The following is a 26,192-nucleotide window of genomic DNA, read 5'->3' as shown; positions in this document are numbered from 1 at the left end:
CGATCCTCCACCGGCGCCCTCCCGCCCCACCGAGGCGCGCCGGGCCTGATCCGAAAGAGACGGACCGGTCCTTACCCTGGAGGGGTGTACGAGGAAGCTCCGTCGGCGGTCGTCCCCGGAGCCGTGCTCTGGCGGGCCACCGCGGGCGGCGGCGGGACGGTGCTGCCCGACGGCTGCATGGACCTGCTGTGGGCCGACGGGCGGCTGCTGGTGGCCGGGCCCGACACCGGACCGCATCCGGCGGGGGAAGTGCCGGGCGGCGCCTTCGCCGGGATCCGGCTCGCGCCCGGCACCGCGCCCGCGCTGCTCGGCGTACCGGCGCACGTACTGCGCGACCGGCGCGTCGAGCTGACCGAGCTGTGGCCCGCCCGCGAGCTGCGCCGGCTGACCGGGCTGGTCGAGGGGTACGGGGACGCACGCGCGGGACTCGAGGCACTGGCCCGCACCCGCGCCGCCGGGGCCGCGCCCCCGGACCCGCTGGCCGCCGAGGTCGTGGCCCGGCTCCGCGCGGGGGCGGCGGTGGCCGAGATCGCCCGCGGCGTCGGCCTCGGCGAGCGGCAGCTGCACCGGCGCTCGCTCGACGCCTTCGGGTACGGCCCCCGGACGCTCGGCCGCATCCTGCGGCTGCGCCGCGCCCTGGCCCTGGCCCGCGCGGGCCTGCCGTACGCCGAGGTCGCCTGCGTCGCCGGGTACGCCGACCAGGCGCACCTGGCCCGTGAGGTGCGGGCGCTGGCCGGGACGACCCTGCGGGCCTACGCCGCCGGATCCGCCGGGGCGGACGGGGCGAAGAGCGAGACCCCGCAGCCGTCCGGGTCGAGGACGACGGCGTAGCGCTGGCCCCAGAAGGCGTCCCACGGCTTCAGATGGCCGGTGTGCCCGGCGGCGGTCAGCTCGGCGTACAGCGCGTCCACCTCGGCGGGGGAGTCGCACAGGAAGGCCAGGTCGCGGCGTCCGTCGCCGGTGGGCGGGGTCCAGGACGGGTCGAAGGAGCGGATGGTGTCCTCCGTGTCCCACCCGATCCGCAGGCCCCCGGGCAGGACGGCCTCCACGTGCGGCAGGCCGTCGGCCTCGGCCGGGATGTCCAGCCCGAGGCGGCGGTAGAAGGCGAGCGAGGCGGCCATGTCGGAGACCACCGTGCCGATCATGTCGAGTCGAGGAGTCATGGCAGCAGGCTAGGCGGACACCGGGCGGCCGTCTTGAACGAATCGGACACCGCCGCGCCCCGGCCGCATCGCGGCCGACGGCACCGCACTCGACCCGCACCCCGGACACCGAGGCGGGGTTCGGCCCTGCCCGGCCCGGGTGTCCGGACGGATCCAGGGCCGCGTTCTCCGTCGTCAGACCCGGGGGCATCGGCTACGGTCCTTGGCTGTGAACCGTACCGAGCGTCTGTACGCCCTGGTGGAGGAGTTACGTGCGGTCTCGCCCCGGCCGCGCAGCGCCCGGTGGCTCGCCGAGCGCTTCGGCGTCAGCACCCGCACCGTCGAGCGCGACCTCAGCGCCCTGCAGCAGTCCGGTGTGCCGCTCTACGCCGAACCGGGCCGCAGCGGCGGGTACGTCGTGGACAAGGACCACACCCTGCCGCCCCTGACCATCACCCCGGCCGAGGCGGCGGCCCTGGCCGTCGCCCTGCACGGACTGTCCGGGACGCCGTTCGCCGCGGACGCCCGCTCGGCGCTGCACAAGGTGTTCGCCGTCATGCCGCAGCGCGACCGCCAGGCCGCGCGCGAGCTCGCCGCCCGGGTACGGATCGCCGTGGACCCCGATCGGCCGTCCGCCCTCCCGCACACCCTGCGCGAGGCGCTCTCGACCCGCCGGCTGCTGCACCTGAGCTACGCCGGCGAGCAGGGCGAGGTCACCGACCGCACCGTCGAACCCCTGGGCTTCCTCGGGGGAGACCACTGGTACCTCATCGGCTGGTGCAGGCTGCGCTCCGCCGTACGGGGCTTTCGCCTCGACCGCATCCGCGAGGCGCGGGCACTGGAGGAGACGGCGGAGCCCCGTCCGGTGGACCTGTCCGAACTGGACACCCTCGGACGGGATTTCGTCGCACTCGACGAGCTCTACAGTTTCGCTTGAGCCGCCGCCCGAAGGGCTAAACACCGACAGGGGGGTGTCGCCCCCGGACCGGAGGCTGGGTGACCACGAACCGACCCCGGAAGGCACCCATGTCTGTGACGACGACCCCCATCACCGACTCCGCACCGCTGACCCGGGAAGCCGGCACCCGGCTGGTGGAGGGCTGGACGGCGCTCTGGAACGGAGACGTCGCCCTCGCCGAGCAGATCCTCGCCCCCGGCTTCCGGCTGCACTTCGCGGACGACTTCGACGGCACCGGCTCCGCCAAGACGTTCGGCCAGGGCGAACTGACGGCCTTCATCTCGGCCAACAGCCACGCCCTCACCGGGCTGACGTTCGCCGCCGACGCCGCACCACTGGTCGACTCCGAGCGCGGCGAGATGGCCTGCCGGTGGATCGAGAGCCACGCCGCCGGCGGAGAGGTCGTCGTCAAGAGCGGCATCGACATGTTCGCCGTCACGGACGGCCGGATCTCCGCCGTGTGGTCGCTCACCGGAAACCGCCGCTTCGCCGCCTGACCGGCGCACCTCGACGTCGCTCCCGATCCGGACGCGGCCACCCGACGGCAACTGAATAGGCTGCCACGGTGAACGACACCACACACGACCTGCGGATCAGGCAGGGCGGCCCGGCCGACGCGCCGGCCGTCCTGGACATGCTCGATGCCGCGGTGGCCTGGATGAACGCGCGCGGCAACACCGAACAGTGGGGCACGACCCCGTACTCGCAGAAGCCCGGCGGGGTGGCCCGGGTCGAGCGGTACACGACCGAGAACACCCCCTACATCGCGGAGTCGGACGGCGCGCCCGTCGGAGCCCTGGTGCTCGACTCCGGACCCAGCCCGCAGCTGCCGATCGCACCGGCGGGGGAGCCCGAGCGGTACGTCCGGCTGCTCGTCTCCGACCGGCGCCACGCCGGTCTGGGCATCGGGGCGGCGCTGCTGGCCCACGCCGCCGAGGAGACCCGGCGGGCCGGCGTCCGGCTGCTGCGGGTCGACTGCTGGGCGGGCGGCGGTGGTGAACTCGTCGCGTTCTACGAGCGCAACGGTTTCACCCGCACCGACCCGTTCCTGTCCGACTCCTGGCCGGGACAGGTGCTGGCCCGGCGGATCGGCTGACGGCCGCGGCACGCCGCGGGGAGGCGTCGGCAGGCCGTGGCAGGGCCGCGGGAAAGCCGTGGGGAGGCCGGGCGAAAAAGAAGTGGCCCCGGCGGGAGCGGTCTTGTTACGGTGGGTCCGTTCCCGCCGACCGGTGGGGGACGACCAGCACGTGCATGGACCCGGAGGTGAGTTCGTTGATGACTGTCATTGCGCAGGGCGCTGCCCGCACTCAGAAGACCATCAATGTCACTTCTGTGGTCTCCGGCTGACCTCACACCTCTTCGCGCGCCGCCGCTGAGCGAGCGCGCGCGGCCGGGGCCACCCTGTGAAGGGTTCCCCTTGTCTTTCTCCTCCCTCCCGTCCTTCCCGCAGACCTCGCTCCCGCACGCCCTCGCCCCCTTCGGCTGGGACGACGCCTGGGAGGCCGAGTTCGCCCCGTACGCCGAGCAGGGCCTGCTGCCCGGCCGGGTCGTGCGCGTCGACCGCGGCCAGTGCGACGTCATGACCGCGGACGGCATCGTCCGCGCCGACACCGCCTTCGTCACCCCGCACGACCCGCTCCGGGTCATCTGCACGGGTGACTGGGCCGCCGTCGAGGCCGCGGGCAATCCGCGCTACGTGAAGGCGTACCTGCCGCGCCGGACCGCCTTCGTACGGTCCACCTCCTCGCAGCGCTCCGAGGGCCAGATCCTCGCCGCCAACGTCGACCACGCCATCATCGCCGTCTCCCTCGCCGTCGAGCTGGACCTGGGGCGCATCGAGCGCTTCCTGGCCCTGGCCTGGGAATCGGGGGCGCAGCCGCTGGTCGTCCTGACCAAGGCGGACCTGGTCCCGGACGCGGCGACCCTCGGGCACCTGGTCCAGGACGTGGAGGCCACCGCGCCCGGCGTCCAGGTGCTGACCGTCTCCTCCGTCACCGGAGAGGGCACGGACGTCCTGGCCGCGATCGTCGGCGACGGCACCAGCGTGCTGCTGGGCATCTCGGGCGCCGGCAAGTCCACCCTGGCCAACGCGCTCCTCGGCGCCGACGTCATGGAGGTCCAGGCGGCCCGCGAGGTCGACGGCAAGGGCCGTCACACGACCACCACGCGCAACCTGCTCGCCCTGCCGGGCGGCGGCGTCCTGATCGACACACCCGGACTGCGCGGCGTCGGGCTCTGGGACGCCGGGACCGGGGTCGGCCAGGTCTTCTCGGAGATCGAGCAGTACGCGGAGCACTGCCGCTTCCACGACTGCGCGCACGAGGCGGAGCCGGGGTGCGCGGTGACGGCCGCGGTGGACTCCGGCGAGCTCGGCGAGCGCCGCCTGGAGAGCTACCGCAAGCTGCTGCGGGAGAACCAGCGGATCGTCGCCAAGACGGACGCCCGGCTGCGGTCGGAGATCCGCCGCGACTGGCGGCTGAAGTCGGCGGAGGGCCGGGCCAACTACACCGCGAAGCGGGGCGGCCGGGTCTGAAGCGCGTCCGGGGGGCGGGGGCGGCCGATGCCGCGCCCCGCCCCCCGAACTGCCCTGCCGGCTCTCGGCCGTACGGGCGGTCGGAGCGCGGGCCGTCGGAGCGCTCGCGGCCGGATGTGCCGGCGGCCGGAGTGCCGGCGGTCAGAGCCCCCACGCGTGGACGCGCTCCGGATGGATCCGGATCACCTCCGGGCCGAAGTGGGGGCCCAGCTCGTGCGGGCCCGTCTCCAGCGTGGCGCGGCCGCGGATCTCGATGCCGCGCACCCGCCACGGCCGGATGCTCACCAGGTCGTCCACGACCAGGGACAGCCGGGGGTTCCCGTGCAGGTTGCGCCACTTCTTCGTGGTGCCCATGGCCATCCCGCCCACCAGGATCGTCCCGTCCTCCTGAGGGAAGAAGCCCACCGGGTTCGCCTGCGGCTGCCCGGCCGCGTCCACCGTGGCCAGCCGGCCCAGGTGCTGGGAGCGCAGATAGGCCAGCTCCGCCTCGCCGAAACCCTTGAAGTCCGTCATACCGGCCAGCCTCGCAGCCCCCGCACCCCGCCACATCGGGCCACGGCCCTACGCCGGGAGACGTACTCCGCCGCCCGCGAGCCCCCTACTCCGCCGCCGCAGCCCCCACCCACGCCCCCACCACCATCAGGCACGCCAACAGCTCCACGAGCACGCTCGTCCCCACCGACCGCATCACCGCCCGCACCGACGCCCGGGCCTCGCCGTGCGTCCCCAGGCGGAGCCGCTCGCAGAGGTAGATGCCGCCGATGAAGCCCGGTACCGCCCCCACCACCGGGATCAGGACGAAGCCCAGGACCGCTCCGGCCCCCGCGAACACCACCATCCGCGTCGTGATGCCCAGCCCCCGCACGTGCCGGGGCGGCAGCAGCCACTTCACCACCTGGACCACCAGCAGCAGGGCGGTCGCCGCGACCAGCACGGACCACGCCAGCGCCGAGCGCACGTGCAACGCCCACCACAGCAGACCCGCCCACACCAGCCAGGTGCCCGGTACACCCGGGATCAGCACTCCGACCACCCCGAGCAGCAGCACCAGCCCCACCAGGAGCAGCTGAGGCAGATCCATCTGCTCAGCCTGACCGACCAGGGGCTATCGGGCCACCCAGCCCCGCTCGTACGCGTGCCAGCCCAGCTGCAGCCGTGTCGTCACCCCGGACAGCTCCATCAGACCCTTGACCCGCCGCTGCACCGTCCGCAGCCCCAGCTCCAGGTGCTTCGCCACGCTCGCGTCCGTCATGCCCGCCAGGAGCAGCGAGAGGATCTCCAGATCCGTGGCGTCGGGGCTGCCCCCGGACTCCTCCGCCGTTCCGGACGCCCCCAGCCGCAGCGGCAGCGACTCCCGCCACACCGCCTCGAACAGCCCGGTCAGGGATTCCAGCAGCCCCGAGGCGTGCACCACCAGTGCCGCCGGCTCCGCCCCGCGGGCCGTCAGCGGGACCATCGCCAGCGTCCGGTCCGCGATCACCAGTTTCGTGGGGACCTCCGCCGTCACCCGGACCTGCTCGCCCCGGGCCAGCGCCGTCGACGCCTCCCGGATCCCGCTCGGCAGGGTCAGCACCTCCCGCTCGATGACCACCCGGTAGTCGACCCCGCGCACGGAGGCCCGGTCCTCGGCGTCGTTGTCCGTCCCCGTCACCACCTGAGGGCGGCCGGTGACCAGTGCGCACACCTCCTTCTCCGCGCCCAGCTGGAGCTGGTGGAAGCGGTGCGCCACCGCGCTCGCGCCCTGCACCACCTCGACGAGGTCGTGCACCGCGGGCTCGGCCGCCTCCGCCCGGTACTCCTCCGCCAGCAGCGCCGCCGCCCGTTCCGCCTGCTCCAGCTCGTGCCGCTGCTGGGTCAGCAGGGCCCCGAGGGCCACTCCGGGCGGGGCCGCCACCCAGCGCCCGGGCCGGGCCGAGGACTGCGCCGCCAGCCCGTGCCGCTCCAGATGGCGCAGGGCCCGTTCGGTGTGCGGCACCGGCAGGGTCAGCCGGTGCGCGAGGTCGGGTACCTCCGCCGCTCCCAGCGCGACCAGCGCGCGGTACGCCGACTCCTGGCCCTCGTCCAGGCCTATGGCACCCAGCAACCCGTCCACCCACCCCTTCGACACGCGCCTGGCGGGAAGCGGCCACGGCGCAAACCCGCCGCGGTCATCATCGCCGCACCCGGCGCCACTCTGCCAAGGTGACGCCACCGCAGCACCAACATCCGCCGGCCAGAAGCCATTTACGCGGCAGTTTCGCCGTGCAATGCAGGAGTTGGCCGGAATTCACCTGGGGAGAGCGATGCGTCCGATATCGCGTACGGCACTCGGGGCGACCACCGCGGCCGTTTTGGCTGTCACGGCCGTCGGCCCGTCGGCGGCGCAGCCGGCCGACGGAGCGTCCGGGGCGGGGAGGAGACCACTCGTCGGCAGCGAGGCGGCCGGAAAGCAGCCCACCGCCCCCGTCACGGTGACCCTGGTCACCGGCGACCGGAGGTCTACCGGGTGCGCCCGGGCGCGTACTTCCTCTCCGCCTTCGTCGCCACCCCCGATGCAGGGCAGGGCGCCGGACTGATCGACTCCCTCACCTACCTCGGCCGTCCCCAGGTCGAGCTGAAGAAGGACACCACGGTCGTCCTGGACGCCCGTCGGGCCGGGCGTCTGGAGATCGCCGCCGACAAGCCGGTCGAGGCCCGCAACACCACCCTCGGCTTCGCCCGCACCTGGGACGACGTCTGGCTGCACGCGGGCACGGCGGCGGGCGGCCGGACCATCCGCGGCTTCTACGCCTCCGTCGAAGGCCGCGCCGAGGACGGCGACTTCGAGTTCGGCAGCTACTGGCGGGCGGCCGCGGCGCTGATCTCCGAGCTGAAGGCCGTCGGCGGCCCGGTGCTGCACCCGATCACCGCCTCCACCGGCAGCGACAACCTCGACGGAACCGGCAGCGCGCCGCTGGTGGACGCCGGCTCCGGCACTCCCGGGGAACTCGCCGCGGCGGGCGCCAGGGGCGCGGTCGTCCTGGTGAAGGCGGTCGACGGCTCCCTGTACGAGGTCGCGAAGAACGCGCGGGCCGCCGGCGCCGAGGCGGTCCTCGCCCACCGCGGGGCCCCCGGCCGCTGGACCGGATTCACCGGCTACGCCGGCGGCGCCCTGCCGGCGCTGACCATCGAGGCCGCCGAGGCCGAGGCGCTGCTGGCGAGGCTCGCCGCGGGCAAGGTCACCCTGTCCTGGAAGGCGACGGCGAAGAGCCCGTACGTCTACTCCCTCGCGCTCCCCGAGACCGGAGAGGTCAAGGGCGGCCACACCTACCGGGTGCGCGACCGCGACCTCGGCCGGACGGAATCCACCTACAACTCCATGGGCGTGGCCGCCGACTTCATCGACCTGGCCGGCGCCCACCGGCCCATCGGCACCGCCGTCCACTTCGGCGGCATCGAGACCGTCGCGGCTCCCGGACGGCGCACCGAGTACCACTCGGCCGGCGACACGGCCTGGGACCAGCTGCTCTCCAGCAGCTTCCCCTGGGGCGAGTTCATGGTCGGCGAGCAGCGCAGCTACACCAAGGGGCAGCAGACCAGCGCCACTTGGTACGACGGGATCACCGGCCCGGTCGCGCCGCGCGACCCCGCGGGCCGGGAGACCCTCGCCGCCGAGCGGCAGGGCAACCTGATCGGCTTCGCCCCCGCCATGTGGGGCGACAGCAACCACGCCGCGCAGCCGGGCTCCTTCGGCGACATCGGCGGGCTCCAGCTCAAGCGCGACGGCGAGGTGATCGGCGACAGCTGGTACCCGTTCGGCGTCTTCGAGGTCCCGGCCGGGGAAGGACGCTACGAACTGACCCAGTCCATCGAGAAGATCGGCCCGCCCGCCCGGGTCTGGCAGCGTTCCACCTCCGTCCGGACGACCTGGGGCTTCACCTCGAAGCCGGACGCGTCGGCGTACTCGCAAGGGCTGCCGGTCCTCTTCCCGCGGTACGCGGCCCCGCTGGACGGGATGAAGACGGTCGCGGCGGCGAACGGCCAGAGCATCGGCCTGGGTGTCACCGGTCACGCGGGCTACGCGCCGGGCGCGCTGAAGTCGGCGAAGCTGTCGTACTCCTACGACGGCGAGAACTGGACGGCGGCCAGGGTGGGCGAGCACGGCGGCCGGTGGAACGCGGTCGTCGACCACGCCGGAGCCGCCGGTGCGTCCGTGTCGCTGAAGGTCGAACTGACCGACGCGAAGGGCGCCACGGTCACCCAGACGGTCGTGCGGGCGTACGACGTGCGCTGATCCGTACGGGTAGAACGGGAAGGGTCCACCGGACGGCGGTCCGGTGGACCCTTTTCGTGCATTCGGCGTTTTCCGTCCCCCCGGGAGGCCGAGAATGAAGCCATGAGTCAGCAGGGCGCGGACGACTGGTGGCAGAAGCTCTACGAGGGCCCGGACGCGGGACCGGAACCCGACCCGGGAGACACGCTGGACAACCGATTCCACTCGGCGGCGGGCGTGACGACGGACCGGGCACCGGACCCGGCACCGGGCCCGGGCCCGGCACCGGGCCTCGCGCCGGATCCGGGCCCGCCGCAACCCCTGCGCGCCCCGGAGCCGCTGCTGCCCGGCCCCCGGCAGGGGGACGCGGCACCGGCTCCCGCGCCGCCGGTCCCGACCCCGACGCTGCCCACCCTTCCGCCGCCGCGGGATCCCCGGGCGGGCGAAGCCACCGGGTACGCCCTCGGGGGCGTGGCCGTACCACCGCTACCGGGACCGGAGCTGCCGGTGCGGCACTGGGAGGGGCCGCGCGCGGAGCCCTGGTTCGATCCGGCCCCGCCACCCGCCCCGGCAGCGGATCCCGCCCCGGTGGCGGAGCCCGGACCCGGGCCGGATCCCGGGCCCGAGCCGGTGGCTGCCGGACCGGCTGCCGCCCGGCCCGAGGTGTCCCACCTGGGCGATCGCGCCCCCACCTACGCCGCCGAACCGGGAGCGCTCCCGCCCGCCGACCCGGCCGCCCTCGACGGCCTGACCCCGGACACCGTCCTGGAGGGGGCGCGCTACGGCACCTACACCCTGCGCGCCGCCTCCCTGCGCGGGGACTCCGCCCGCTACCGGGGCGAGGCCCGCCGGGACTTCCTGCTCACCGCCCGCTTCGGCAGCGGCGACGACGCCCTGGTCCTGGTGGCCCTCGCGGGCGGGGACCGGGCCGCCCCCGGGGCGGCCGAAGCCGCCGCCGAACTGTGCCGCACGGTCGCGGCCGCCGTCGGACGCAGCCAGGACAGACTGTCCGACGACATCCGCGCCGGGCGCCGCGACGCCCTGCGGTCGGGCCTGCAGCGGCTCACCGACCGGGGCTACGGGCGGCTGCGGGCCCGCGCCGCCGAGCTGGGGCTCGCGGAGACGGCGTACCACGCCGGACTGCGCGGGCTGCTCCTCCCGGTGGACCCGCAGTGCCGCACCCGGGTGTGCTTCGGCGCGGGCGCGGGCGGGCTGTTCCGGCTCCGCGCGGGGCAGTGGCAGGACCTGGAGCCCGCCGGGCCGGCCGAGGACACCGAGGGCGGTTTCCGGTTCCGCGCGGCCGTGGCCCGGCCGGGGGACACCCTGCTCCTGTGCTCGGGGGGCCTGGCGGAGCCGATGCGGGAGGAGGCCGCCCTTCCGGCGGAGCTCGCCGCCCGCTGGGCCGAGCAGGAGCCGCCGGGCCTCGCGGCCTTCCTCGCGGACATCCAGATCCGCGTCAAGGGGTACGCCGACGACCGTACGGCCGCCGCGGTCTGGGAGGCGTGACCGGTATCCCGGTGCAACTGTGATGTTGAAGCGTGCTCGCGCGGGAGCGCCCCGCAGCGCGTGGCTGCGGGGCGAGAGCGCGTGGTGGGCAGGCCGCTCCGGTACGAGAACCCGTACGACGTCGGCATGAGCGGACCGCTCGGCCACGGCGCGGCCCACGAGGCCACCCGCGAGTGCGACCTGCTGATCCTGCTCGGCACCGACTTCCCGTATGACGCCTTCCCGCCCGACGGGGATGCCGTGTGCGCCGTGGACACCGGCATGTGCAATGTGTGGGCGGCGCGCTATCTTTCCCCGAACGGCGAGCGGCGCATCATCGGCTCCTTCAGCCACGGCTCCATGGCCAACGCCCTGCCCCGGGCCGTCGGCGCACAGTTCACCGATCGCGGACGTCAAGTGGTGTCGATGTCGGGCGATGGTGGTTTCTCGATGCCGATGGGAGATTTCCTCACCCTGGTGCAGTACGACCTGCCCGTCAAAGTGGTCCTCTTCAACAACTCATCTCTCGAAACGGTCGAGTTGGAGATGCCGGTTTCCGGCCTGCCGTCCTGCGGGACGGTGAACCAGAACCCCGAGTCCGCGGCCATCGCGCGTGCGGCGGGCGCGTACGGCGTCCACGCGGAGAAGACCGAGCAGCTCACAGGCGCTTTGAAGGATGCCTCCCGGCACCCGGGACCCGATCCGGTGGATGCGGTGACGGACCCGGGCGCCCTGTCGGTTCCACCAAAAATCAGCGCCGAAATGGTGACCGGATTTGCACTGTCCGCCAGCAAGATCGTGTCGGGCGGAGGGGTGGACCGCATGATCCGGATGGCTCGATCCAACCTGTGCAACGCACCCCGCCCGTAAGCCCGCAGGAGTGCGGAACCGCCCGGGGGGCATGCATCCCGTAGACCTGTTCGAGAGCAAGGACACGGGAGGGACATCGCCGTGCGGGTGGGGGCGAAGACCGGAAAGCTGTGGGGGAGAGGGAGGCCGGTGCCGCGCGAGCCGTCCGCCGACGGGGACGGGGGAGCGGTGGACACGCTGCGGATCACCCGGAGCGTACGCCGGGCCGACCTGAAGGCGGTGGGTGAAGTCCGCCGGGCATTACGGGAGTTGATGCGTCACCGGTGCCGGAGCGATGCCGCCGAGGTGGCCGAACTGCTGATCACCGAGCTCGTCACCAACGCCCTCGTCCACACCGACCGGGGCGCTGAGGTGCACGCGAGTCTCGCCGCCACACGGTTACGGGTGGAGGTGCGGGACTACGCCGCACGCCGGCCCCGGCCGTACGTACCGACCGCCGACGACGGTACGCACGGCCGGGGACTCGTGCTGGTACAGGCGCTCGCCGACGACTGGGGCGTGGACGCGCTGGCCCTGGGCAGCGGCAAGGTGGTGTGGTTCGAGCTCGAAGGACGGCACGACGCGCCGTACGACGGAGGGCCCGCCTGACGGTCGGGCCCTCCGGGGTTCTGCCTGGACGCATGGGTTCGGTCAGCCGAACTGCTGCTCCAGGTCCTTCAGTTTCCGCTCCAGCGAGTCCAGCCGGGGAATGGTCTGGGTGTCGTCCTCGGCGGTGAGGTCCACCGTCCGGGTGCCGGTCACGTCAAGGGATTCGGTTCGGTTCACGGCCTGCAGGGAGGGCCGGAGTCGCATGGGCAGCTGTCCCGATTCCGGTATGGCCGGCTCCGCGCCGACCGGCGCGGAGCCCGCTCCCTGCGTCAGTTCCGGGAGTTCGACCTGGCGACCGCGGGACCGCCCGAACGCCCGGTTCTGCCGGCCCAGCGCCTTGATGCGTGCCCGGTCCAGCCGGTTCTGGTCGCGCCTGCGGTGCCGGTCCTGCTCCCTCTCCTTCTTGTCCTCGCGCACCTCGTCCACAGCCTCGTCGAGGGTGCGCACCCCCTCCAGCAGCATGAGCGACCAGGCGCCGAAGGTCTCCCGGGGGGCCCGCAGCCAGCGGACCATCCGGATCTGGGGCAACGGCCGGGGGATCAGGCCCTGTTCGCGCAGAGCCGCGCGGCGGGTCTGCTTGAGGGCACGGTCGAAGAGCACGGCCGCCGAGAGCGACATCCCCGCGAAGAACTGCGGGGCCCCGTCGTGGCCCAGGCCCCGCGGAGCGTGCACCCAGTTGAACCAGGCGGCCGCGCCCGCGAACAGCCAGACCAGCATGCGCGAGCCGAGGGCCGCGTCGCCGTGGCTGGCCTCGCGCACGGCGAGCACCGAGCAGAACATGGCGGCGCCGTCGAGGCCGAAGGGAACCAGGTACTCCCAGCCCCCGGAGAGGTTGAGGTTCTGCCGGCCGAAGCCGACCAGGCCGTGGAAGGAGAGCGCGGCGGCGACCGCCGCGCAGCAGAAGAGCAGGACGTACGAAGCGGTCCCGTAGACGGCCTCTTTGCGCCGCCGTCGTTCCTCGCTGCGCTCCCAGCTGTCGTCGGCCGCGGCCTTCTCGCTCTCGCGCTTGCCACGGGCCAGTACCGCAACTGCCGCAAGTACGCCCAGGATCAGCAGGCTGCCGGGCAGCAGCCAGTCCAGCGATATGTCGGTCAGTCTCATGCGGATGTCCCTTGCCTCGCGTATGCGGCCGTGCGGCTTTCCGGGCGCCATAGTGGCGCAGGTGGTCAGCCGTTCACGCGGGTTTCGGGGCAAGTGGACGCCATCGGGGGGCGGGGCCCGCCGGATAGGGTGTTGTGGCTCGAACTGGCGTCAGTGTGGCCAGAGTTGTGTTCGATTACAGTCAGTCGTACGGGGTGGGTTCAGGCGGCGGTCGCCGCGAGGCGGGCGATCCGGTCGGCGTCACAGGTACGGGGACAGGTGACGCAGGTGTCCTCGGGGCGGATGGTGTAGAAGAAGCAGCAGCCGGCCCGGTCCCGGGTGGGCAGCTCCTCGCCGGCGGGCCCGGTGAGCGTACGGAAGCCCGCGCCCCCGGTGTACGGGGCGGTCGAGCCGGGCAGCAGGGCCTCCAGCTCGGCCATGGCCCGCTGCTCCTCGCCGAGCAGGTTGCCGACGTACCAGAGGCTCTCCACGACCTCGTCGGTCACCATCCCCCACAGGGCGCGGCGGCCGCGCCGCATCCGCGGGCCGAAACCTTCCAGCAGCGGTCCGAGGTGCTGGGCCACCGCGGCCCGCACCTCGTCGCGCAGCGCCTCCTCGTCGGGCACGACACGGGCCCCCGGGAGTGCGGCCGCCGGATCGTCGGGCAGGCAGGCGAATTCCCCGACGTGCACGGACATCCGGCCGAGGGTCCGGTGGAAAGCGACCCGGTCGACCGGGAGCCGGGGGACCCGCCGGTGCAGGAACCACGGCAGGGTGATCAGCAGGCAGGCCGGCCACGCGTACCGGTGCAGCCCGAAGCCCGCGATCACATCGGGGCGGGCCTGGGTCCCGTAGTCCCTCAGGACCTGGGCGTTGTCCCAGGCGAGGAAGGCGTCCAGGGCCGGCCCGCCGGCCGCGAGCTCGTCCGCGCCCACCCAGCCCACACCGCGAGGGACGGGTTCGTGCGCGGTTCGCTCGATCACCCGCAGTCCGCCGTACGCCTCGGCCAGCCGGGCGAACGCATCCGCCACCGCAGAGCCGGGCGGGGCGGATGTGACGGCCGGGAGGGTCGTGACGGTCATGGCGGGCCACCGAATCACAGAATCACACGATCGTTAACAGGTTAGCCTTACCTTACCTGATGTGGATCGATCTGCACCCCCTCCCGGCGCGAGCCGTCGCCTATTCTCGGAACAGGTCGAGAACCCGCAGGAGGACCGAGTGCACGAAACGGCCCACGCCCGGGTACCGGCACAAAGGCAGAAGGTGTTGCGCCATTCGGTGCGCGGCCAGGTGCTCGACGCGCTGCGCGCGGCCCTGGTCGACGGAGAGCTGGTGCCGGGCGAGATCTACTCCGGCCCGGCCCTGGGGGAGCGCTTCGGGGTCTCCGCCACCCCCGTGCGCGAGGCGATGCAGCAGCTGGCCGTGGAGGGGGCGGTGGAATGCCTCCCGAACCGCGGGTTCCGCGTGCTGTCCCGCACCCCGCGGGAACGCGCCGAGCTGGCCGAGGTGCGGGCACTGCTCGAGGTCCCCGTGATGCTCCGGCTGGCCCGCACGGTGCCCGCGGAGACGTGGGAGGCCCTGCGCCCGGCCGCGGCCGCCACGGCCGAGGCGGCGGCCGCCGGTGACCTGCCGGGGTACGCGCAGGCGGACCGGGACTTCCACCGGGCCGTGCTGCGGCTGGCCGGCAACGACCAGCTGGTGCAGGTGGCGGAGGAGCTCCACCGCCGCGCCCAGTGGCCCCTGCCGGGCGCTGCGCGGGTCCGCCGGGCCGACCTCGTCGCCGACGCGGCGGAACACTCGGCACTGCTGGAGGCGCTGATCGCCCGGGACCTCCCGGTGGTGGAGTCCCTGGTCCGCGAACACTTCGCGGGCTCGACCGCCTGACCGGGGCGCTGCCCCGGGCCCCGCGCCTCAATCGCCGGTGAGGCTCAGGATCGGGGCTCCGCCCCGGGCCCGCGCCTCAAACGCCGGCGGGGCTGGAGTCGGTCGGGTGGAGCTGGTCCGCCAGCCAGGTGGGGATGCCGCCCAGCAGGTGGAACAGTCGGCGGGCCTCCGCGCGCAGCCGGGTGGCCTCCGGTTCCGGTTCGGCCTCGGCCAGCGCCGCCAGCGCCGGCGCCGTGCCGATCAGGAAGCCCAGGTCCTCCCGGATGCGCAGGGACTCCGCGAAGCCCTTGCGGGCCTCGGCCACCTCCCCGTCCCGCAGGGCCAGCGCGGCCAGGTGCCGCCAGGTGAAGGACAGCAGCAGGGTGTCCCCGTGCGCCTCGGCCCCCGCGTGGGCCCGGTGGTAGGCCGGCCGGGCCGACTGCGGGGCGTCCGCCAGGTGCTCGGCGACGAGCCCGCGCCGGAAGTCCAGCAGCGGGCGGGTGCGGGAGCCCGGGGACAGCAGGGCCGCGGCCCGGCCGAGCGCCGAGCGGGCCTCGTCGGCCCGGTCACGCACACCGAGCACGGTGGCGGCGTACGCCAGCTGGCCCCGTTCGCACGCGGCCGCGCCCCGGTCGTCGTCGTCCTGGGCCAGTGCCTCGGCGATCCGCAGCGCGTCCTCGGCCTCGGCCCAGCCCTGGCCGGTGAACAGGCACCGCTCCACCAGCAGCGCGGTCCGCTGCACGGCCGCGCCGGCACTGCCGGCCCTGCCGACGTGCGGCGTCAGCAGCGCCGCCGCATCGGTCCAACAGCCGCGCGAGCGCAGCCGCCATATCGCCCGCTGGAGGGGGTCGTCTCCCCCGGTTGTTCCGGCACCCGACATGGCGGTATCCGCCACATTGCCCTCCCCAAAGCAAGCAAGCAGCACATCGTTGAGCCCTGGGGCGAAATGAGAGCACGGATCGGAGGCATCGGCCAAGGGGTTGGGTGAACTCTTTCACAAAGTCCGGACGGATCATCAGGCGCCCCGTGGCCGGGGCCGGGCGGCCGCGGGGCGGATCTGCTCAGCTCATCCGCAGTGCCAGGAAGAAGTCGAGCTTGTCCTCCAGCCGGGACAGGTCCCGCCCCGTCAACTGCTCGATTCGCCCGACGCGGTAGCGCAGCGTGTTGACGTGCAGGTGCAGGCGCGTCGCACAGCGGGTCCAGGAACCGTCGCAGTCCAGGAAGGCCTCCAGCGTCGGGATGAGCTCCGCGCGGTGGCGCCGGTCGTAGTCCCGCAGCGGGTCCAGCAGCCGGGCCGTGAAGGCGCGGCGGACGTCGTCCGGGACGAACGGCAGCAGCAGCACGTGCGAGGCCAGCTCGTGGTGGCCGGCCGCGCAGACCCGGCCCGGGCGCGCCGCGGCCACCCGGCGGGCGTGCCGGGCCTCCTCCAGTGCCCCGCGCAGCCCCTCGGCGGAGTGCACGGCCGCGCTGACGCCCAGCGTGAGCCGGCCGTCGTCGGCCAGGCCGGCGGCGAGGGGGTCCCGTACGGCCGCGAGCAGCTCGTCGGCGTGCAGGGCGGAGTCCGGGCCCTTGTCCTCCCCGGCGTCCCCGGCGAGCGAGGGCAGCGGGACCAGGGCGATGGCCTCGTCACCCGCATGGGCCACGGCGATCCGGTCCGAGGGCTCGGGCCCCGAGATCGACGGGTCGACGAGGATCTCCTCCAGCAGCGACTGGGCCACCGGGCCGCCGGGGATGTCCCCGCCCTCCCAGTCCACCCGGGCCACGACGACCTGCCAGTGCGGGGCGGCGCCCAGTCCGGGCAGCAGCACCGGGGCCGCCACCCGCAGGCGGGCGGCGATCTCGGCGGGCGGGGCACCCGTCTGGACCAGTTCCAGGACCTCCTGCGCCAGGCGGCGGCGCACCGTGCGGGCCGCGTCGCGCCGGTCCCGTTCCACGGCGATCAGCTGGGTGACGCCCTGGAGCAGGTCCAGGCGCTCGGCGGGCCAGTCGCCGGCGTCCGCCTCGACGGCCAGCAGCCAGTCGGAGAGCACCGTCTCGCGCACGTCGCGGGCGGCCGGACCTGCGGCGCCGCGACCGTGTCCCCTGATCGGGAAGAGGGAGTAGGTAATACCCTGGATGGAGATCCGGTGCGGCCCCCTGCGGCCCGTCCGGACCGCCGCGAGGTGCTCGCTCGCCAGTGCTGCGCACACGCCCGGCGCCAGCGGCTCGCCCGCCCCGGCGATCTGCCGGCCGGTGGGGGAGAGCACCCAGGCCCGGAGATCGAGGTCGGTGGTGAGCAGATCGAGCACCACGTCGGGGCCGCCGCCGGCCGGACCCGAGGTCATCAGACGGCGGTGGCGGTCCACGACGGCCGCGAGGTCCCCGGCGCGCTCCCCCGAGACCTGCCGGACGACGTACTCCGTGATGGTGGCGAATGCAACGTCCTCGTTCACGGCGAACAGCGGCAGCCGGTTGCGCACACAGGCCGAAACGAGATCGTCCGGGATGGCTCCCAGCTCCGCCTCGCCCGCCGCGAGCCCGGCGACGCCCGCGCTCGCCAGGATTCGTACGAATGGCTCGGAGTCGGCTGAATTTCGTCTCCAGGCCAGGCCGGTGAGGACCAGTTCACCCCCCGACAGGTACCGGCTGGGATCCCGCAGATCGGTCGTCATGACCCCGCGGACCGTCCGGTCGAGTTCACCCTCGCCGCCGAGCAGCCGCAGCCCCAGCGCCTCGGTTTCCAGCAGTGCGCGCAGCCGCATGATGTCGCCGCCGATCTGTCTCGAATGTTGCCGTTGGAAATCGGGCAGGTCGTCGCATCCTGCCTTTCATACGAATCTACAAGACGAGGGAGGCCGTCAGCCAACTCCTTCATGGTTTCGGTGACTGCACCCGAGGGACGGGCGGCTTGTGTACTGGGTCCACACCGCGTTAACAGCACGTGAACGACCAGTCGAGGGCTCTTGGGCCTCCTGGCTTGAAGTAAACGACACGATGAAGAAGAAGAGAGCCGCTCATGGACTTCCTTCGCCCCGCCAGCTGGGAGGAGGCGCTCGCCGCTAAGGCCGAGTTCCCCTCAGCTGTGCCGATTGCGGGTGGCACCGACGTGATGGTCGAGATCAACTTCGACCACCGTCGGCCGGAGTACCTCCTGGACCTGAACCGCATCGGTCTCCTGCGGGAGTGGGAGGTCGGCGAGGATGTGGTTCGCCTGGGCGCCTCCGTCCCGTACACGCAGATCATGGAGAACCTCCGTACGGAGCTTCCGGGACTCGCGCTCGCCTCGCACACGGTCGCGTCCCCGCAGATCCGTAACCGCGGTGGCGTCGGCGGCAACCTCGGTTGCGCCTCGCCGGCCGGTGACTCCCACCCCGCGCTGCTCGCGGCGGGTGCCGAGGTCGAGGTGGAGTCCGTACGCGGCTCCCGCCTGATCCCGATCGACGAGTTCTACACCGGCGTCAAGCGCAACGCGCTCGCCGCCGACGAGCTCATCAAGACCGTCCACGTCAAGAAGGCGGACGGCCCCCAGCAGTACTCCAAGGTCGGCTCCCGCAACGCGATGGTCATCGCGGTCTGCGCGTTCGGTCTGGCGCTGCACCCCGAGACCCGCACGGTCCGCACCGGCATCGGTTCGGCCGCGCCGACCCCGATCCGGGCGAAGGCCGCCGAGGAGTTCCTGAACGCCGCGCTCGAAGAGGGCGGCTTCTGGGAGTCGGGCAAGGTCATCACCCCGTCGATCGCCAAGCAGTTCGGTGACCTCGCCTCCGGCGCGGCCAACCCGATCGACGACGTCCGCGGCACGGCGAAGTACCGCCGTCACGCGGTCGGCATCATGGCTCGCCGCCAGCTCGTCTGGACCTGGGAGCAGTACCGCGGTACCGGCAACGGCCGCTCGCTTGAAGGGGCTGCGTAATCATGCGCGTCAATTTCACTGTCAACGGCCGTCAGCAGGAAGCCGACGACGTGTGGGAGGGCGAGTCCCTTCTCTACGTCCTGCGCGAGCGCCTGGGCCTGCCGGGTTCGAAGAACGCCTGTGAGCAGGGCGAGTGCGGTTCCTGCACCGTCCGCCTCGACGGCGTACCGGTCTGTTCCTGTCTCGTGGCGGCCGGCCAGGTCGAGGGTCGCGACGTCGTGACCGTCGAGGGTCTGGCGGACTTCTCCAAGCAGCGTGACGAGCACGGCCACGGCGGTGCCTGCGGCACCGGCGGCGGCTGCGGCAGCAAGGGCGTGTCCCTGGACGCGGCCAAGCAGTGGCAGGCCAAGCCGGGCGACTCGCAGACCGGCGAGGGCACCCCGCTCTCCAACATTCAGCAGGCGTTCATCGACGCGGGCGCCGTGCAGTGCGGTTTCTGCACCCCGGGTCTGCTCATCCAGGCGGACGCGCTCCTGGAGGAGAACTCCTCCCCGTCCGACCAGGACATCCGTGAGGCCCTGTCCGGCAACCTCTGCCGCTGCACGGGCTACGAGAAGATCCTCGACGCGGTCCGCCTCGCGGCCGCCCGTCAGGGAGAGGCGGTCTGACCATGGCTCAGAACACCCGCACCGTGCCCGCCGGTACGCCGACGAACGTCACCCAGAAGCACAACAAGGGCGGCATCGGCGAATCGATTCTCCGCCCGGACGGCACCCTCAAGGTCACCGGCGAGTTCGCGTACTCCTCGGACATGTGGCACGAGGACATGCTCTGGGGCCAGACCCTGCGCAGCACCGTCGCCCACGCCGAGATCGTCTCCATCGACATCTCCGAGGCGCTCGCCATGCCCGGCGTCTACTCGGTGCTGACGTACGACGACCTGCCGGCCGAGATGAAGAACTACGGCCTCGAGATCCAGGACACCCCGGTTCTCGCCAACGGCCGGGTGCGTCACCACGGTGAGCCGGTCGCCCTCGTGGCCGCCGACCACCCGGAGACCGCCCGCCGCGCGGCCGCCAAGATCAAGATCGACTACCGCGAGCTGCCGCTCGTCACCGACGAGGCCTCCGCCCTCGCCCCCGACGCGCCGCTGATCCACGAGGGCCGCGACGACCACCACATCGGTCACGTCCCGCACCCGAACATCGTGCACCGCCAGCCGATCATCCGCGGCAACGTGGAAGAGGCCCGCAAGCGCGCCGACGTCATCGTCGAGGGCGAGTACACCTTCGGCATGCAGGACCAGGCCTTCCTCGGCCCGGAGTCCGGCCTGGCCGTGCCGTCCGAGGACGGCGGTGTCGAGCTGTACGTCGCCACCCAGTGGCTGCACTCGGACCTCCAGCAGATCGCCCCGGTCCTGGGCCTGCCGCCGGAGAAGGTCCGCATGACGCTCTCGGGCGTCGGCGGTGCCTTCGGTGGCCGCGAGGACATCTCCATGCAGATCCACGCCTGCCTCCTGGCCCTCGCCACGAACAAGCCGGTCAAGATCGTCTACAACCGGTTCGAGTCCTTCTTCGGCCACGTGCACCGTCACCCGGCGAAGCTGTACTACGAGCACGGCGCCACCAAGGACGGCAAGCTCACGCACATGAAGTGCAAGATCGTCCTGGACGGCGGCGCGTACGCGTCCGCCTCCCCGGCGGTCGTGGGCAACGCCTCCTCCCTCTCGGTGGGTCCCTACGTCCTGGAGGACGTGGACATCGAGGCGATCGCGCTCTACACGAACAACCCGCCGTGCGGCGCGATGCGCGGATTCGGCGCCGTCCAGGCCTGCTTCGCCTACGAGGCCCAGATGGACAAGCTCGCGGCGAAGCTGGGCATGGACCCGGTCGAGTTCCGCCAGCTGAACGCCATGGAGATGGGCACGGTCATGCCGACCGGCCAGGTCGTGGACGCCCCGGCGCCGGTCGCCGAGCTGCTGCGCCGGGTCAAGGCCCGCCCGCTGCCGCCGGAGCGCCAGTGGGAGAGCGCCGGTGAGAGCGCGGACGTCCGCGCGCTGCCCGGCGGTCTGTCGAACACCACCCACGGTGAGGGCGTCGTCCGCGGCGTCGGCTACGCGGTCGGCATCAAGAACGTCGGCTTCTCCGAGGGCTTCGACGACTACTCGACCGCCCGCGTGCGGCTCGAGGTCATCAACGGCGAGCCCGTCGCGATGGTCCACACGGCCATGGCGGAGGTCGGCCAGGGCGGCATCACCGTCCACACGCAGATCGCCCGTACCGAGCTGGGCGTCACGCAGGTGACCATCCACCCGGCCGACACGCAGGTCGGCTCCGCCGGTTCCACGTCCGCCTCCCGGCAGACGTACATGACCGGTGGCGCCGTGAAGAACACCTGCGAGGCCGTCCGCGAGGCCCTCCTGGAGATCGGCCGCCGCAAGAACGGCTCGTACCACCCGGCGTGGGCCACGGCCGAGCTGCTCCTCGAGGGCGGCAAGGTCGTCACCGACGGCGGCGAGGTCCTCGCGGACATCGCCGACATCCTCGGGGACGAGGCCATCGACCTCGAGCTCGAGTTCCGTCACGCGGCGACCGAGCCCTTCGACCTGGTCACCGGCCAGGGCAACGGCCACGTCCAGTACACCTTCGCCGCGCACCGCGCGGTCGTCGAGGTGGACACCGAGCTCGGCCTGGTCAAGGTCGTCGAGCTGGCGACCGCGCAGGACGTCGGCAAGGCCCTCAACATGCTTTCCGTGGTCGGCCAGATCCAGGGTGGTACCACCCAGGGTCTCGGCGTCGCGATCATGGAAGAGATCATCGTGGACCCGAAGACCGCGAAGGTGCGCAACCCCTCCTTCACGGACTACCTGATCCCGACCATCCTCGACACCCCGACCATCCCGGTCGACGTCCTGGAGCTCGCCGACCCGAAGGCCCCCTACGGCCTGCGCGGTATGGGCGAGGCCCCGACCCTCTCGTCCACCCCGGCCGTCATCGCGGCGATCCGGCAGGCGACGGGTCTTGAGATCAACAAGACGCCGATCCGTCCGGAAGCCCTCACCGGGACCCTCTAGGACGGCGTGGTCCGGGGGCCGCGAGGCCCTCGGACCCCCTCAGACTCTCCGGGCGGTGTGCATGGGAACGTCACACTTCACCGCGCACCGCCCGGAGGACATACGAAGCACCGCACCGCTCGCGGTCCCTTCACCTGGCAGTACCCCTGCAAGAACCCCCGTAGTACCAGCGGTCACCCCCGCACTACCCGCAGTACACGCAGTGAACATTCGCGTCGCCTCGGGCCGTCACCCCGGGTCGTGCAGCCAAACGCAGCATCCCAAATCCCGCATCTCCAATCTCCAAGCGGGTGCCCCTTTGAACCTTGGGAGTTAGGCACCATGACCCAATCGTCAGTAGAGCCCAAGACCACCGCGGAGGAAGCCGGCGACGGCTCCCAGCCCCCCGCGGGAAGGTCCTGGCTCGACCGCTACTTTCACATAACGCACAGAGGCTCCAACGTCGGCAATGAGGTTCGTGGCGGTATCACGACCTTCATGGCGATGGCGTACATCCTCCTGCTCAACCCCCTGCTCCTCTCGGGCAAGGACGTCGCCGGCACCACGATGGAAGCCTCGGCGATCATCACCGCCACCGCGTTCGCCGCCGCCGTCACGACGCTCCTCATGGGCTTCGTCGGCAAGGTGCCGCTCGCCCTCGCCGCCGGTCTCTCCGTGTCCGGCGTGCTGGCCTCGCAGGTGGCCCCCCAGATGACCTGGCCGCAGGCCATGGGCATGTGTGTGGTCTACGGTGTCGTGATCTGTCTCCTGGTCGTCACCGGCCTCCGAGAGATGATCATGAACGCGATCCCCCTCGCGCTCAAGCACGCGATCACCATGGGCATCGGCATGTTCGTCGCCCTCATCGGTCTGGTGAAGGCCGGCTTCGTCGGCCGGGGTCCGGAATTCGGCCCGCCCGTGCAGCTCGGCGCCGTCGGTGAACTCGCCGGCTGGCCCGTCCTGATCTTCTGCGTCACCCTGCTCACCATCTTCATGCTGCAGGCCCGCAAGGTTCCCGGCGCGATCCTGATCGGCATCGTCGGCGGTACCGTCCTGGCGGCCATCGTCAACGCCGTGGTCGACATCGACCCGAAGGCATGGAAGAGCGGCCCGCCGGAGCTCAGCGGCTCCGCGATCTCGACTCCGGACTTCTCGCTCTTCGGCGACGTCTCGTTCGGCGGCTGGGGCGACGTCGGCTACATGACGGTCGGCATGATCGTCTTCACCCTGGTGCTGGCCGGCTTCTTCGACGCGATGGCCACCATCATCGGCGTCGGTACCGAGGCCAAGCTCGCCGACGACAAGGGCCGCATGCCGGGCCTGTCCAAGGCGCTCTTCATCGACGGTGCCGGTGGCGCCATCGGCGGCATCTCGGGTGGTTCCGGTCAGACCGTGTTCGTCGAGTCCGCGACCGGCGTCGGCGAGGGTGCCCGTACGGGTCTCGCCTCCGTCGTCACCGGCCTGTTCTTCGCCGCCTGCCTCTTCTTCACCCCGATCACGCAGATCGTCCCGGGTGAGGTCGCCTCCGCGGCCCTGGTCGTCATCGGCGCGATGATGATGCAGAACGCCCGCCACGTGGACTGGTCCGACAGCGCGACCGCGATCCCGGTCTTCCTGACCGTCGTGATCATGCCGTTCACGTACTCGATCACGGCCGGCGTCGCCGCCGGTGTCATCTCCTACGTCGCCATCAAGATCGCTCAGGGCAAGGCCCGGGAGATCGGCGGCTTCATGTGGGCGCTGACCGCGATCTTCGTGGTGTTCTTCGCCCTGCACCCGATCGAGGGCTGGCTCGGGGTCGGCTGATCCGGCCCGGTCGGATCGCTCCGATCGGCCCGGCCGATCCGACTGATCCGACCGGCCTGGTCGACCTGATCGACCTGATCGTCAAGAACCGCACCCTTCACGTATCCGATACTGGAACCGAACCTCTCCGAGGAGGCCCCCCATGCTGGACATCGCCGAAGAGCTGAACCGGTGGGTCGAGCAGGGACGTGACTTCGCCGTAGCCACCGTCGTGGCGGTCGGCGGGAGCGCGCCCCGGCAGCCCGGGGCCGCACTCGCCGTCGACAGCGAGGGCACGGCCATCGGCTCGGTCTCCGGGGGATGCGTGGAGGGTGCGGTGTACGAGCTGTGCCTGCAGGCGCTGGAGGACGGCGAGACCGTTCAGGAGCGCTTCGGGTACAGCGACGACGATGCCTTCGCCGTGGGTCTGACCTGCGGCGGAATCATCGACATCCTGGTCACCCCGGTCCGCGTGGGCTCTCCCGCACGGGAGGTGTTCGCGGCCGGCCTGGCCGCCGCGGCCCGCGGCGAGGCCGCGGCGGTGGCCCGGATCGCGCAGGGCCCGGCCGAGCTGATGGGCCGCGCCGTGTTCGTCCGTACCGAAGGAGCCCACCAGGGCGGCTTCGGCGGACACCCCGAGCTGGACCGCACCGTCGCCGAGGAGGCCCGCGCCATGCTCGACGCGGGCCGGACCGGCGTGCTGGAGATCGGCGCCGACGGCAGGCTCTGCGGAGAGCCGCTGCAGGTGCTGGTCGAGTCCAGCGTCCCGCCCCCGCGGATGATCGTCTTCGGCGCCATCGACTTCGCCTCGGCCCTCGTGCGGATCGGCAAGTTCCTCGGCTACCGGGTGACGGTGTGCGACGCGCGGCCCGTGTTCGCGACCAAGAACCGCTTCCCCGAGGCGGACGAGATCGTCGTCGACTGGCCGCACCGCTACCTGGAGAACACCGATGTGGACGGCCGGACCGTCCTGTGCGTGCTCACCCACGACGCCAAGTTCGATGTCCCGCTCCTCGAACTGGCCCTCAGGCTTCCCGTCGCCTATGTCGGTGCCATGGGCTCCCGCCGCACCCACGAGGACCGCAACAAGCGGCTGCGCGAGGTCGGCGTGACCGAGCTCGACCTGGCCCGGCTGCGCTCCCCGATCGGCCTGGACCTCGGCGCCCGCTCGCCGGAGGAGACCGCCCTGTCCATCGCCGCCGAGATCGTCGCGAACCGCCGCGGCGGCACCGGCGCGGCCCTGACCGGCGCGCACATCCCGATCCACCCGGACGTCTCGAACACGACGATCGACAGGATCGGTTCCGTCGCTTGAAGGCGTGACGGCCCACGCCGACGAACGTGAGAAAAGGGCGCGACCCCGTGGGGGTTGCGCCCTTTCGGTGTTCCCCCTATCTTACCCGCCGGTAATAGGAGGCACTCTCTCCATCCCTTCCCCGTAGCGGAGTTGAGCGGATGTTGCGAACGTTGAGAACCCTGGGCCTGCTGGCCGCGGCCACCCTGCTCACCGCCATGGCGCCGGCCCCGCCGGCCGGTCCGGGTGGCGGTACCGGCGGCGGACCGGGCGACGGCCTGCGCGAGGTGCTCTTCGTCGGGAACAACTGGGAGGGGACCGCCGACGTCCTCGCCTCCACCGGCGATCTCGCCAGGGTCGGCCGGATCAACGTGATCCCGGACAAGGCGGAGCGGCTGCGCGAGATCCACCTCAACCCGGTGAAGCTCGCCTTCTTCCTCGGCATCCGGGAGAGCGCCGGTGAGGGGCACGACCAGTTCGTCGACGACATGTTCACCACCCCGGACGGCACGGCGGTCGTCGTCTCCCGCCCCAGCTTCGCCGACGTCGTCTCCATCGACGTGGCCTCCGGACGCATCAACTGGCGCTTCCCGGTGTCCGGTTACCGGTCCGACCACATGGCGGTCTCCCCGGACGGCACCCGCGTCGCCGTCTCGGCCTCCACCTCCAACACCGTGCACGTCCTGGACATCGCCACCGGGCGGCAGGTCGGCTCCTTCGGCACCGGGGACAAGCCGCACGAGAACACCTTCACCCGCGACGGCCGCTTCCTGTGGAACAGCTCCATCGGCGAGGTGAACACCGCGCTGGACGCGCCCTGGCTGGACTGGACGAAGGGCGACCGGAAGATCACCGTGGTCGACACGCAGACCTTCCGCACGGTCCGGGTGATCGACATGCGGGAGCGGCTGGACGCCTTCGGCCGCCGGGACCTGTCCGACGCCGTCCGCCCCGTGTCCTTCAGCCCCGACGAATCGAAGCTCTACTTCCAGGTGTCCTTCTTCAACGGCTTCCTCGAGTACGACGTGCCCTCCGACCGGATCACCCGCCTCAAGACCCTCCCGATGAACCCGGCCACCAGCACCGACCGCACCACTTGGGTCAACGACTCCCGCCACCACGGCATGTCCATGAGCCCCGACGGGGCCAAGCTCTGCATCGCGGGCACCATGGACGACTACGCGACGGTCGTGGACCGCAGCACGCTGGCCGAGGGGCCGCTCGTCCCGGCCGCCAAGCCGTACTGGGCCACGGTCTCCGGCGACGGCAGCGCCTGCGTGATCTCCGAGAGCGGCGCCGACCGGGTCACGGCCATCGACTTCGCCACCGGCACCAAGCGGGTCTCCGTCCCCGTCGGGGACCATCCGCAGCGCGTCCGCATCGGCCACGTCCCGGCCGGCTGGAGCGGTCCCGCCGCCCGTCAGGACGAGCCCCGCGCCGGGGGGTAGCGTGGGAAGTGGCCGGTCGGCCGCGTCC

Annotated in this window: 23 protein-coding genes and 1 pseudogene; 16 read left to right on the top strand and 8 right to left on the bottom strand. The window is 72.5% G+C overall.

Features of this window, described 5'->3' with window-relative positions; genetic code table 11:
• Positions 1 to 84 precede the first annotated feature (84 nt).
• Positions 85 to 831, top strand: coding sequence for a helix-turn-helix domain-containing protein (locus tag ACWGE1_RS12135; RefSeq protein WP_453420410.1), 747 nt, complete (start codon positions 85 to 87; stop codon positions 829 to 831).
• On the opposite strand, the gene ACWGE1_RS12130 is transcribed toward ACWGE1_RS12135, so the two are convergent.
• Positions 753 to 1,163: a VOC family protein gene (locus ACWGE1_RS12130; RefSeq protein ID WP_453420409.1), complete on the bottom strand. Its 411-nt coding sequence runs from the start codon at positions 1,161 to 1,163 to the stop codon at positions 753 to 755. The genes ACWGE1_RS12135 and ACWGE1_RS12130 overlap by 79 nt on opposite strands.
• A 208-nt stretch (positions 1,164 to 1,371) precedes the next feature.
• Between ACWGE1_RS12130 and ACWGE1_RS12125 the strand changes: the two genes are divergently transcribed.
• From ACWGE1_RS12125 to rsgA, 4 genes are all read left to right on the top strand, one after another.
• Positions 1,372 to 2,079, top strand: a complete 708-nt coding sequence (locus ACWGE1_RS12125) for a helix-turn-helix transcriptional regulator (protein ID WP_453420408.1) — start codon at positions 1,372 to 1,374, stop codon at positions 2,077 to 2,079.
• A gap of 89 nt (positions 2,080 to 2,168) precedes the next feature.
• Entirely contained in the window at positions 2,169 to 2,597 is a 429-nt protein-coding gene (locus ACWGE1_RS12120) for a hypothetical protein (protein WP_453420407.1), read from the top strand.
• 68 nt (positions 2,598 to 2,665) lie between these two features.
• Positions 2,666 to 3,196 carry a GNAT family N-acetyltransferase gene (locus ACWGE1_RS12115; RefSeq protein ID WP_453420406.1) on the top strand — a complete coding sequence of 177 codons (531 nt, stop codon included), beginning with the start codon at positions 2,666 to 2,668 and terminating at the stop codon, positions 3,194 to 3,196.
• A 321-nt stretch (positions 3,197 to 3,517) separates the two neighbouring features.
• Positions 3,518 to 4,633, top strand: a complete 1,116-nt coding sequence (gene rsgA / locus ACWGE1_RS12110) for a ribosome small subunit-dependent GTPase A (protein WP_453420405.1) — start codon at positions 3,518 to 3,520, stop codon at positions 4,631 to 4,633.
• A 141-nt stretch (positions 4,634 to 4,774) separates the two neighbouring features.
• Here rsgA and ACWGE1_RS12105 read toward each other — a convergent pair whose 3' ends face one another.
• From ACWGE1_RS12105 to ACWGE1_RS12095, 3 genes are all read right to left on the bottom strand, one after another.
• A complete protein-coding gene (locus ACWGE1_RS12105; RefSeq protein ID WP_453420404.1) occupies positions 4,775 to 5,146 on the bottom strand; it encodes a PPOX class F420-dependent oxidoreductase in 372 nt (123 codons plus the stop codon).
• A gap of 85 nt (positions 5,147 to 5,231) precedes the next feature.
• Positions 5,232 to 5,714, bottom strand: a complete 483-nt coding sequence (locus tag ACWGE1_RS12100) for a DUF456 domain-containing protein (protein ID WP_453420403.1) — start codon at positions 5,712 to 5,714, stop codon at positions 5,232 to 5,234.
• Positions 5,715 to 5,738: 24 nt separating this feature from the next.
• Positions 5,739 to 6,716, bottom strand: coding sequence for a helix-turn-helix domain-containing protein (locus ACWGE1_RS12095; protein WP_453420419.1), 978 nt, complete (start codon positions 6,714 to 6,716; stop codon positions 5,739 to 5,741).
• Between the two features lie 402 nt (positions 6,717 to 7,118).
• On the opposite strand from ACWGE1_RS12095, the gene ACWGE1_RS12090 reads away from it, so the two are divergent.
• From ACWGE1_RS12090 to ACWGE1_RS12075, 4 genes and pseudogenes are all read left to right on the top strand, one after another.
• Positions 7,119 to 8,885 carry a hypothetical protein gene (locus ACWGE1_RS12090; RefSeq protein ID WP_453420402.1) on the top strand — a complete coding sequence of 589 codons (1,767 nt, stop codon included), beginning with the start codon at positions 7,119 to 7,121 and terminating at the stop codon, positions 8,883 to 8,885.
• Between the two features lie 102 nt (positions 8,886 to 8,987).
• Positions 8,988 to 10,370: a protein phosphatase 2C domain-containing protein gene (locus tag ACWGE1_RS12085; RefSeq protein WP_453420401.1), complete on the top strand. Its 1,383-nt coding sequence runs from the start codon at positions 8,988 to 8,990 to the stop codon at positions 10,368 to 10,370.
• Between the two features lie 96 nt (positions 10,371 to 10,466).
• Positions 10,467 to 11,219, top strand: a pseudogene (locus tag ACWGE1_RS12080) (thiamine pyrophosphate-dependent enzyme); the annotation flags it as partial.
• A gap of 129 nt (positions 11,220 to 11,348) precedes the next feature.
• Positions 11,349 to 11,807 (top strand): ATP-binding protein, encoded by a 459-nt coding sequence (locus ACWGE1_RS12075; RefSeq protein ID WP_453420400.1) that lies wholly within the window; start codon positions 11,349 to 11,351, stop codon positions 11,805 to 11,807.
• Positions 11,808 to 11,849: 42 nt separating this feature from the next.
• Here the strand turns inward: ACWGE1_RS12075 and ACWGE1_RS12070 are convergent, their stop codons facing one another.
• Both ACWGE1_RS12070 and ACWGE1_RS12065 read right to left on the bottom strand, forming a co-directional pair.
• On the bottom strand, positions 11,850 to 12,908 hold the full coding sequence (locus ACWGE1_RS12070) for a DUF2637 domain-containing protein (protein ID WP_453420399.1): 1,059 nt from the start codon (positions 12,906 to 12,908) through the stop codon (positions 11,850 to 11,852).
• Positions 12,909 to 13,108: 200 nt separating this feature from the next.
• The gene (locus ACWGE1_RS12065) at positions 13,109 to 13,969 is read right to left on the bottom strand and encodes a (2Fe-2S)-binding protein (RefSeq protein ID WP_453420398.1); all 861 of its coding nucleotides are present in this window, start codon (positions 13,967 to 13,969) and stop codon (positions 13,109 to 13,111) included.
• A 139-nt stretch (positions 13,970 to 14,108) separates the two neighbouring features.
• On the opposite strand from ACWGE1_RS12065, the gene ACWGE1_RS12060 reads away from it, so the two are divergent.
• The gene (locus ACWGE1_RS12060; protein WP_453420397.1) at positions 14,109 to 14,774 is read left to right on the top strand and encodes a GntR family transcriptional regulator; all 666 of its coding nucleotides are present in this window, start codon (positions 14,109 to 14,111) and stop codon (positions 14,772 to 14,774) included.
• Between the two features lie 76 nt (positions 14,775 to 14,850).
• On the opposite strand, the gene ACWGE1_RS12055 is transcribed toward ACWGE1_RS12060, so the two are convergent.
• Positions 14,851 to 15,648: a hypothetical protein gene (locus ACWGE1_RS12055; protein ID WP_453420396.1), complete on the bottom strand. Its 798-nt coding sequence runs from the start codon at positions 15,646 to 15,648 to the stop codon at positions 14,851 to 14,853.
• Positions 15,649 to 15,814: 166 nt separating this feature from the next.
• Positions 15,815 to 17,494, bottom strand: coding sequence for a PucR family transcriptional regulator (locus ACWGE1_RS12050; protein ID WP_453420395.1), 1,680 nt, complete (start codon positions 17,492 to 17,494; stop codon positions 15,815 to 15,817).
• A 254-nt stretch (positions 17,495 to 17,748) separates the two neighbouring features.
• Here ACWGE1_RS12050 and ACWGE1_RS12045 point away from each other — a divergent pair, with 254 nt between their 5' ends.
• From ACWGE1_RS12045 to ACWGE1_RS12020, 6 genes are all read left to right on the top strand, one after another.
• Complete coding sequence (locus ACWGE1_RS12045) at positions 17,749 to 18,645, top strand: FAD binding domain-containing protein (RefSeq protein WP_030715117.1); 897 nt, start codon at positions 17,749 to 17,751, stop codon at positions 18,643 to 18,645.
• 2 nt (positions 18,646 to 18,647) lie between these two features.
• Positions 18,648 to 19,253 (top strand): (2Fe-2S)-binding protein, encoded by a 606-nt coding sequence (locus ACWGE1_RS12040; RefSeq protein ID WP_383204574.1) that lies wholly within the window; start codon positions 18,648 to 18,650, stop codon positions 19,251 to 19,253.
• Positions 19,254 to 19,255: 2 nt separating this feature from the next.
• The gene (gene pucD / locus ACWGE1_RS12035) at positions 19,256 to 21,658 is read left to right on the top strand and encodes a xanthine dehydrogenase subunit D (protein WP_453420394.1); all 2,403 of its coding nucleotides are present in this window, start codon (positions 19,256 to 19,258) and stop codon (positions 21,656 to 21,658) included.
• Between the two features lie 321 nt (positions 21,659 to 21,979).
• Positions 21,980 to 23,443, top strand: coding sequence for an NCS2 family permease (locus ACWGE1_RS12030; protein WP_453420393.1), 1,464 nt, complete (start codon positions 21,980 to 21,982; stop codon positions 23,441 to 23,443).
• 142 nt (positions 23,444 to 23,585) lie between these two features.
• On the top strand, positions 23,586 to 24,737 hold the full coding sequence (locus ACWGE1_RS12025) for an XdhC family protein (RefSeq protein ID WP_453420392.1): 1,152 nt from the start codon (positions 23,586 to 23,588) through the stop codon (positions 24,735 to 24,737).
• A gap of 140 nt (positions 24,738 to 24,877) precedes the next feature.
• Positions 24,878 to 26,164, top strand: a complete 1,287-nt coding sequence (locus tag ACWGE1_RS12020) for a YncE family protein (RefSeq protein ID WP_453420391.1) — start codon at positions 24,878 to 24,880, stop codon at positions 26,162 to 26,164.
• Positions 26,165 to 26,192: the final 28 nt, after the last annotated feature.

Source organism: Streptomyces sp. NPDC054932 (assembly GCF_053610205.1).
This window is presented reverse-complemented; position numbering and strand designations above follow the sequence as displayed.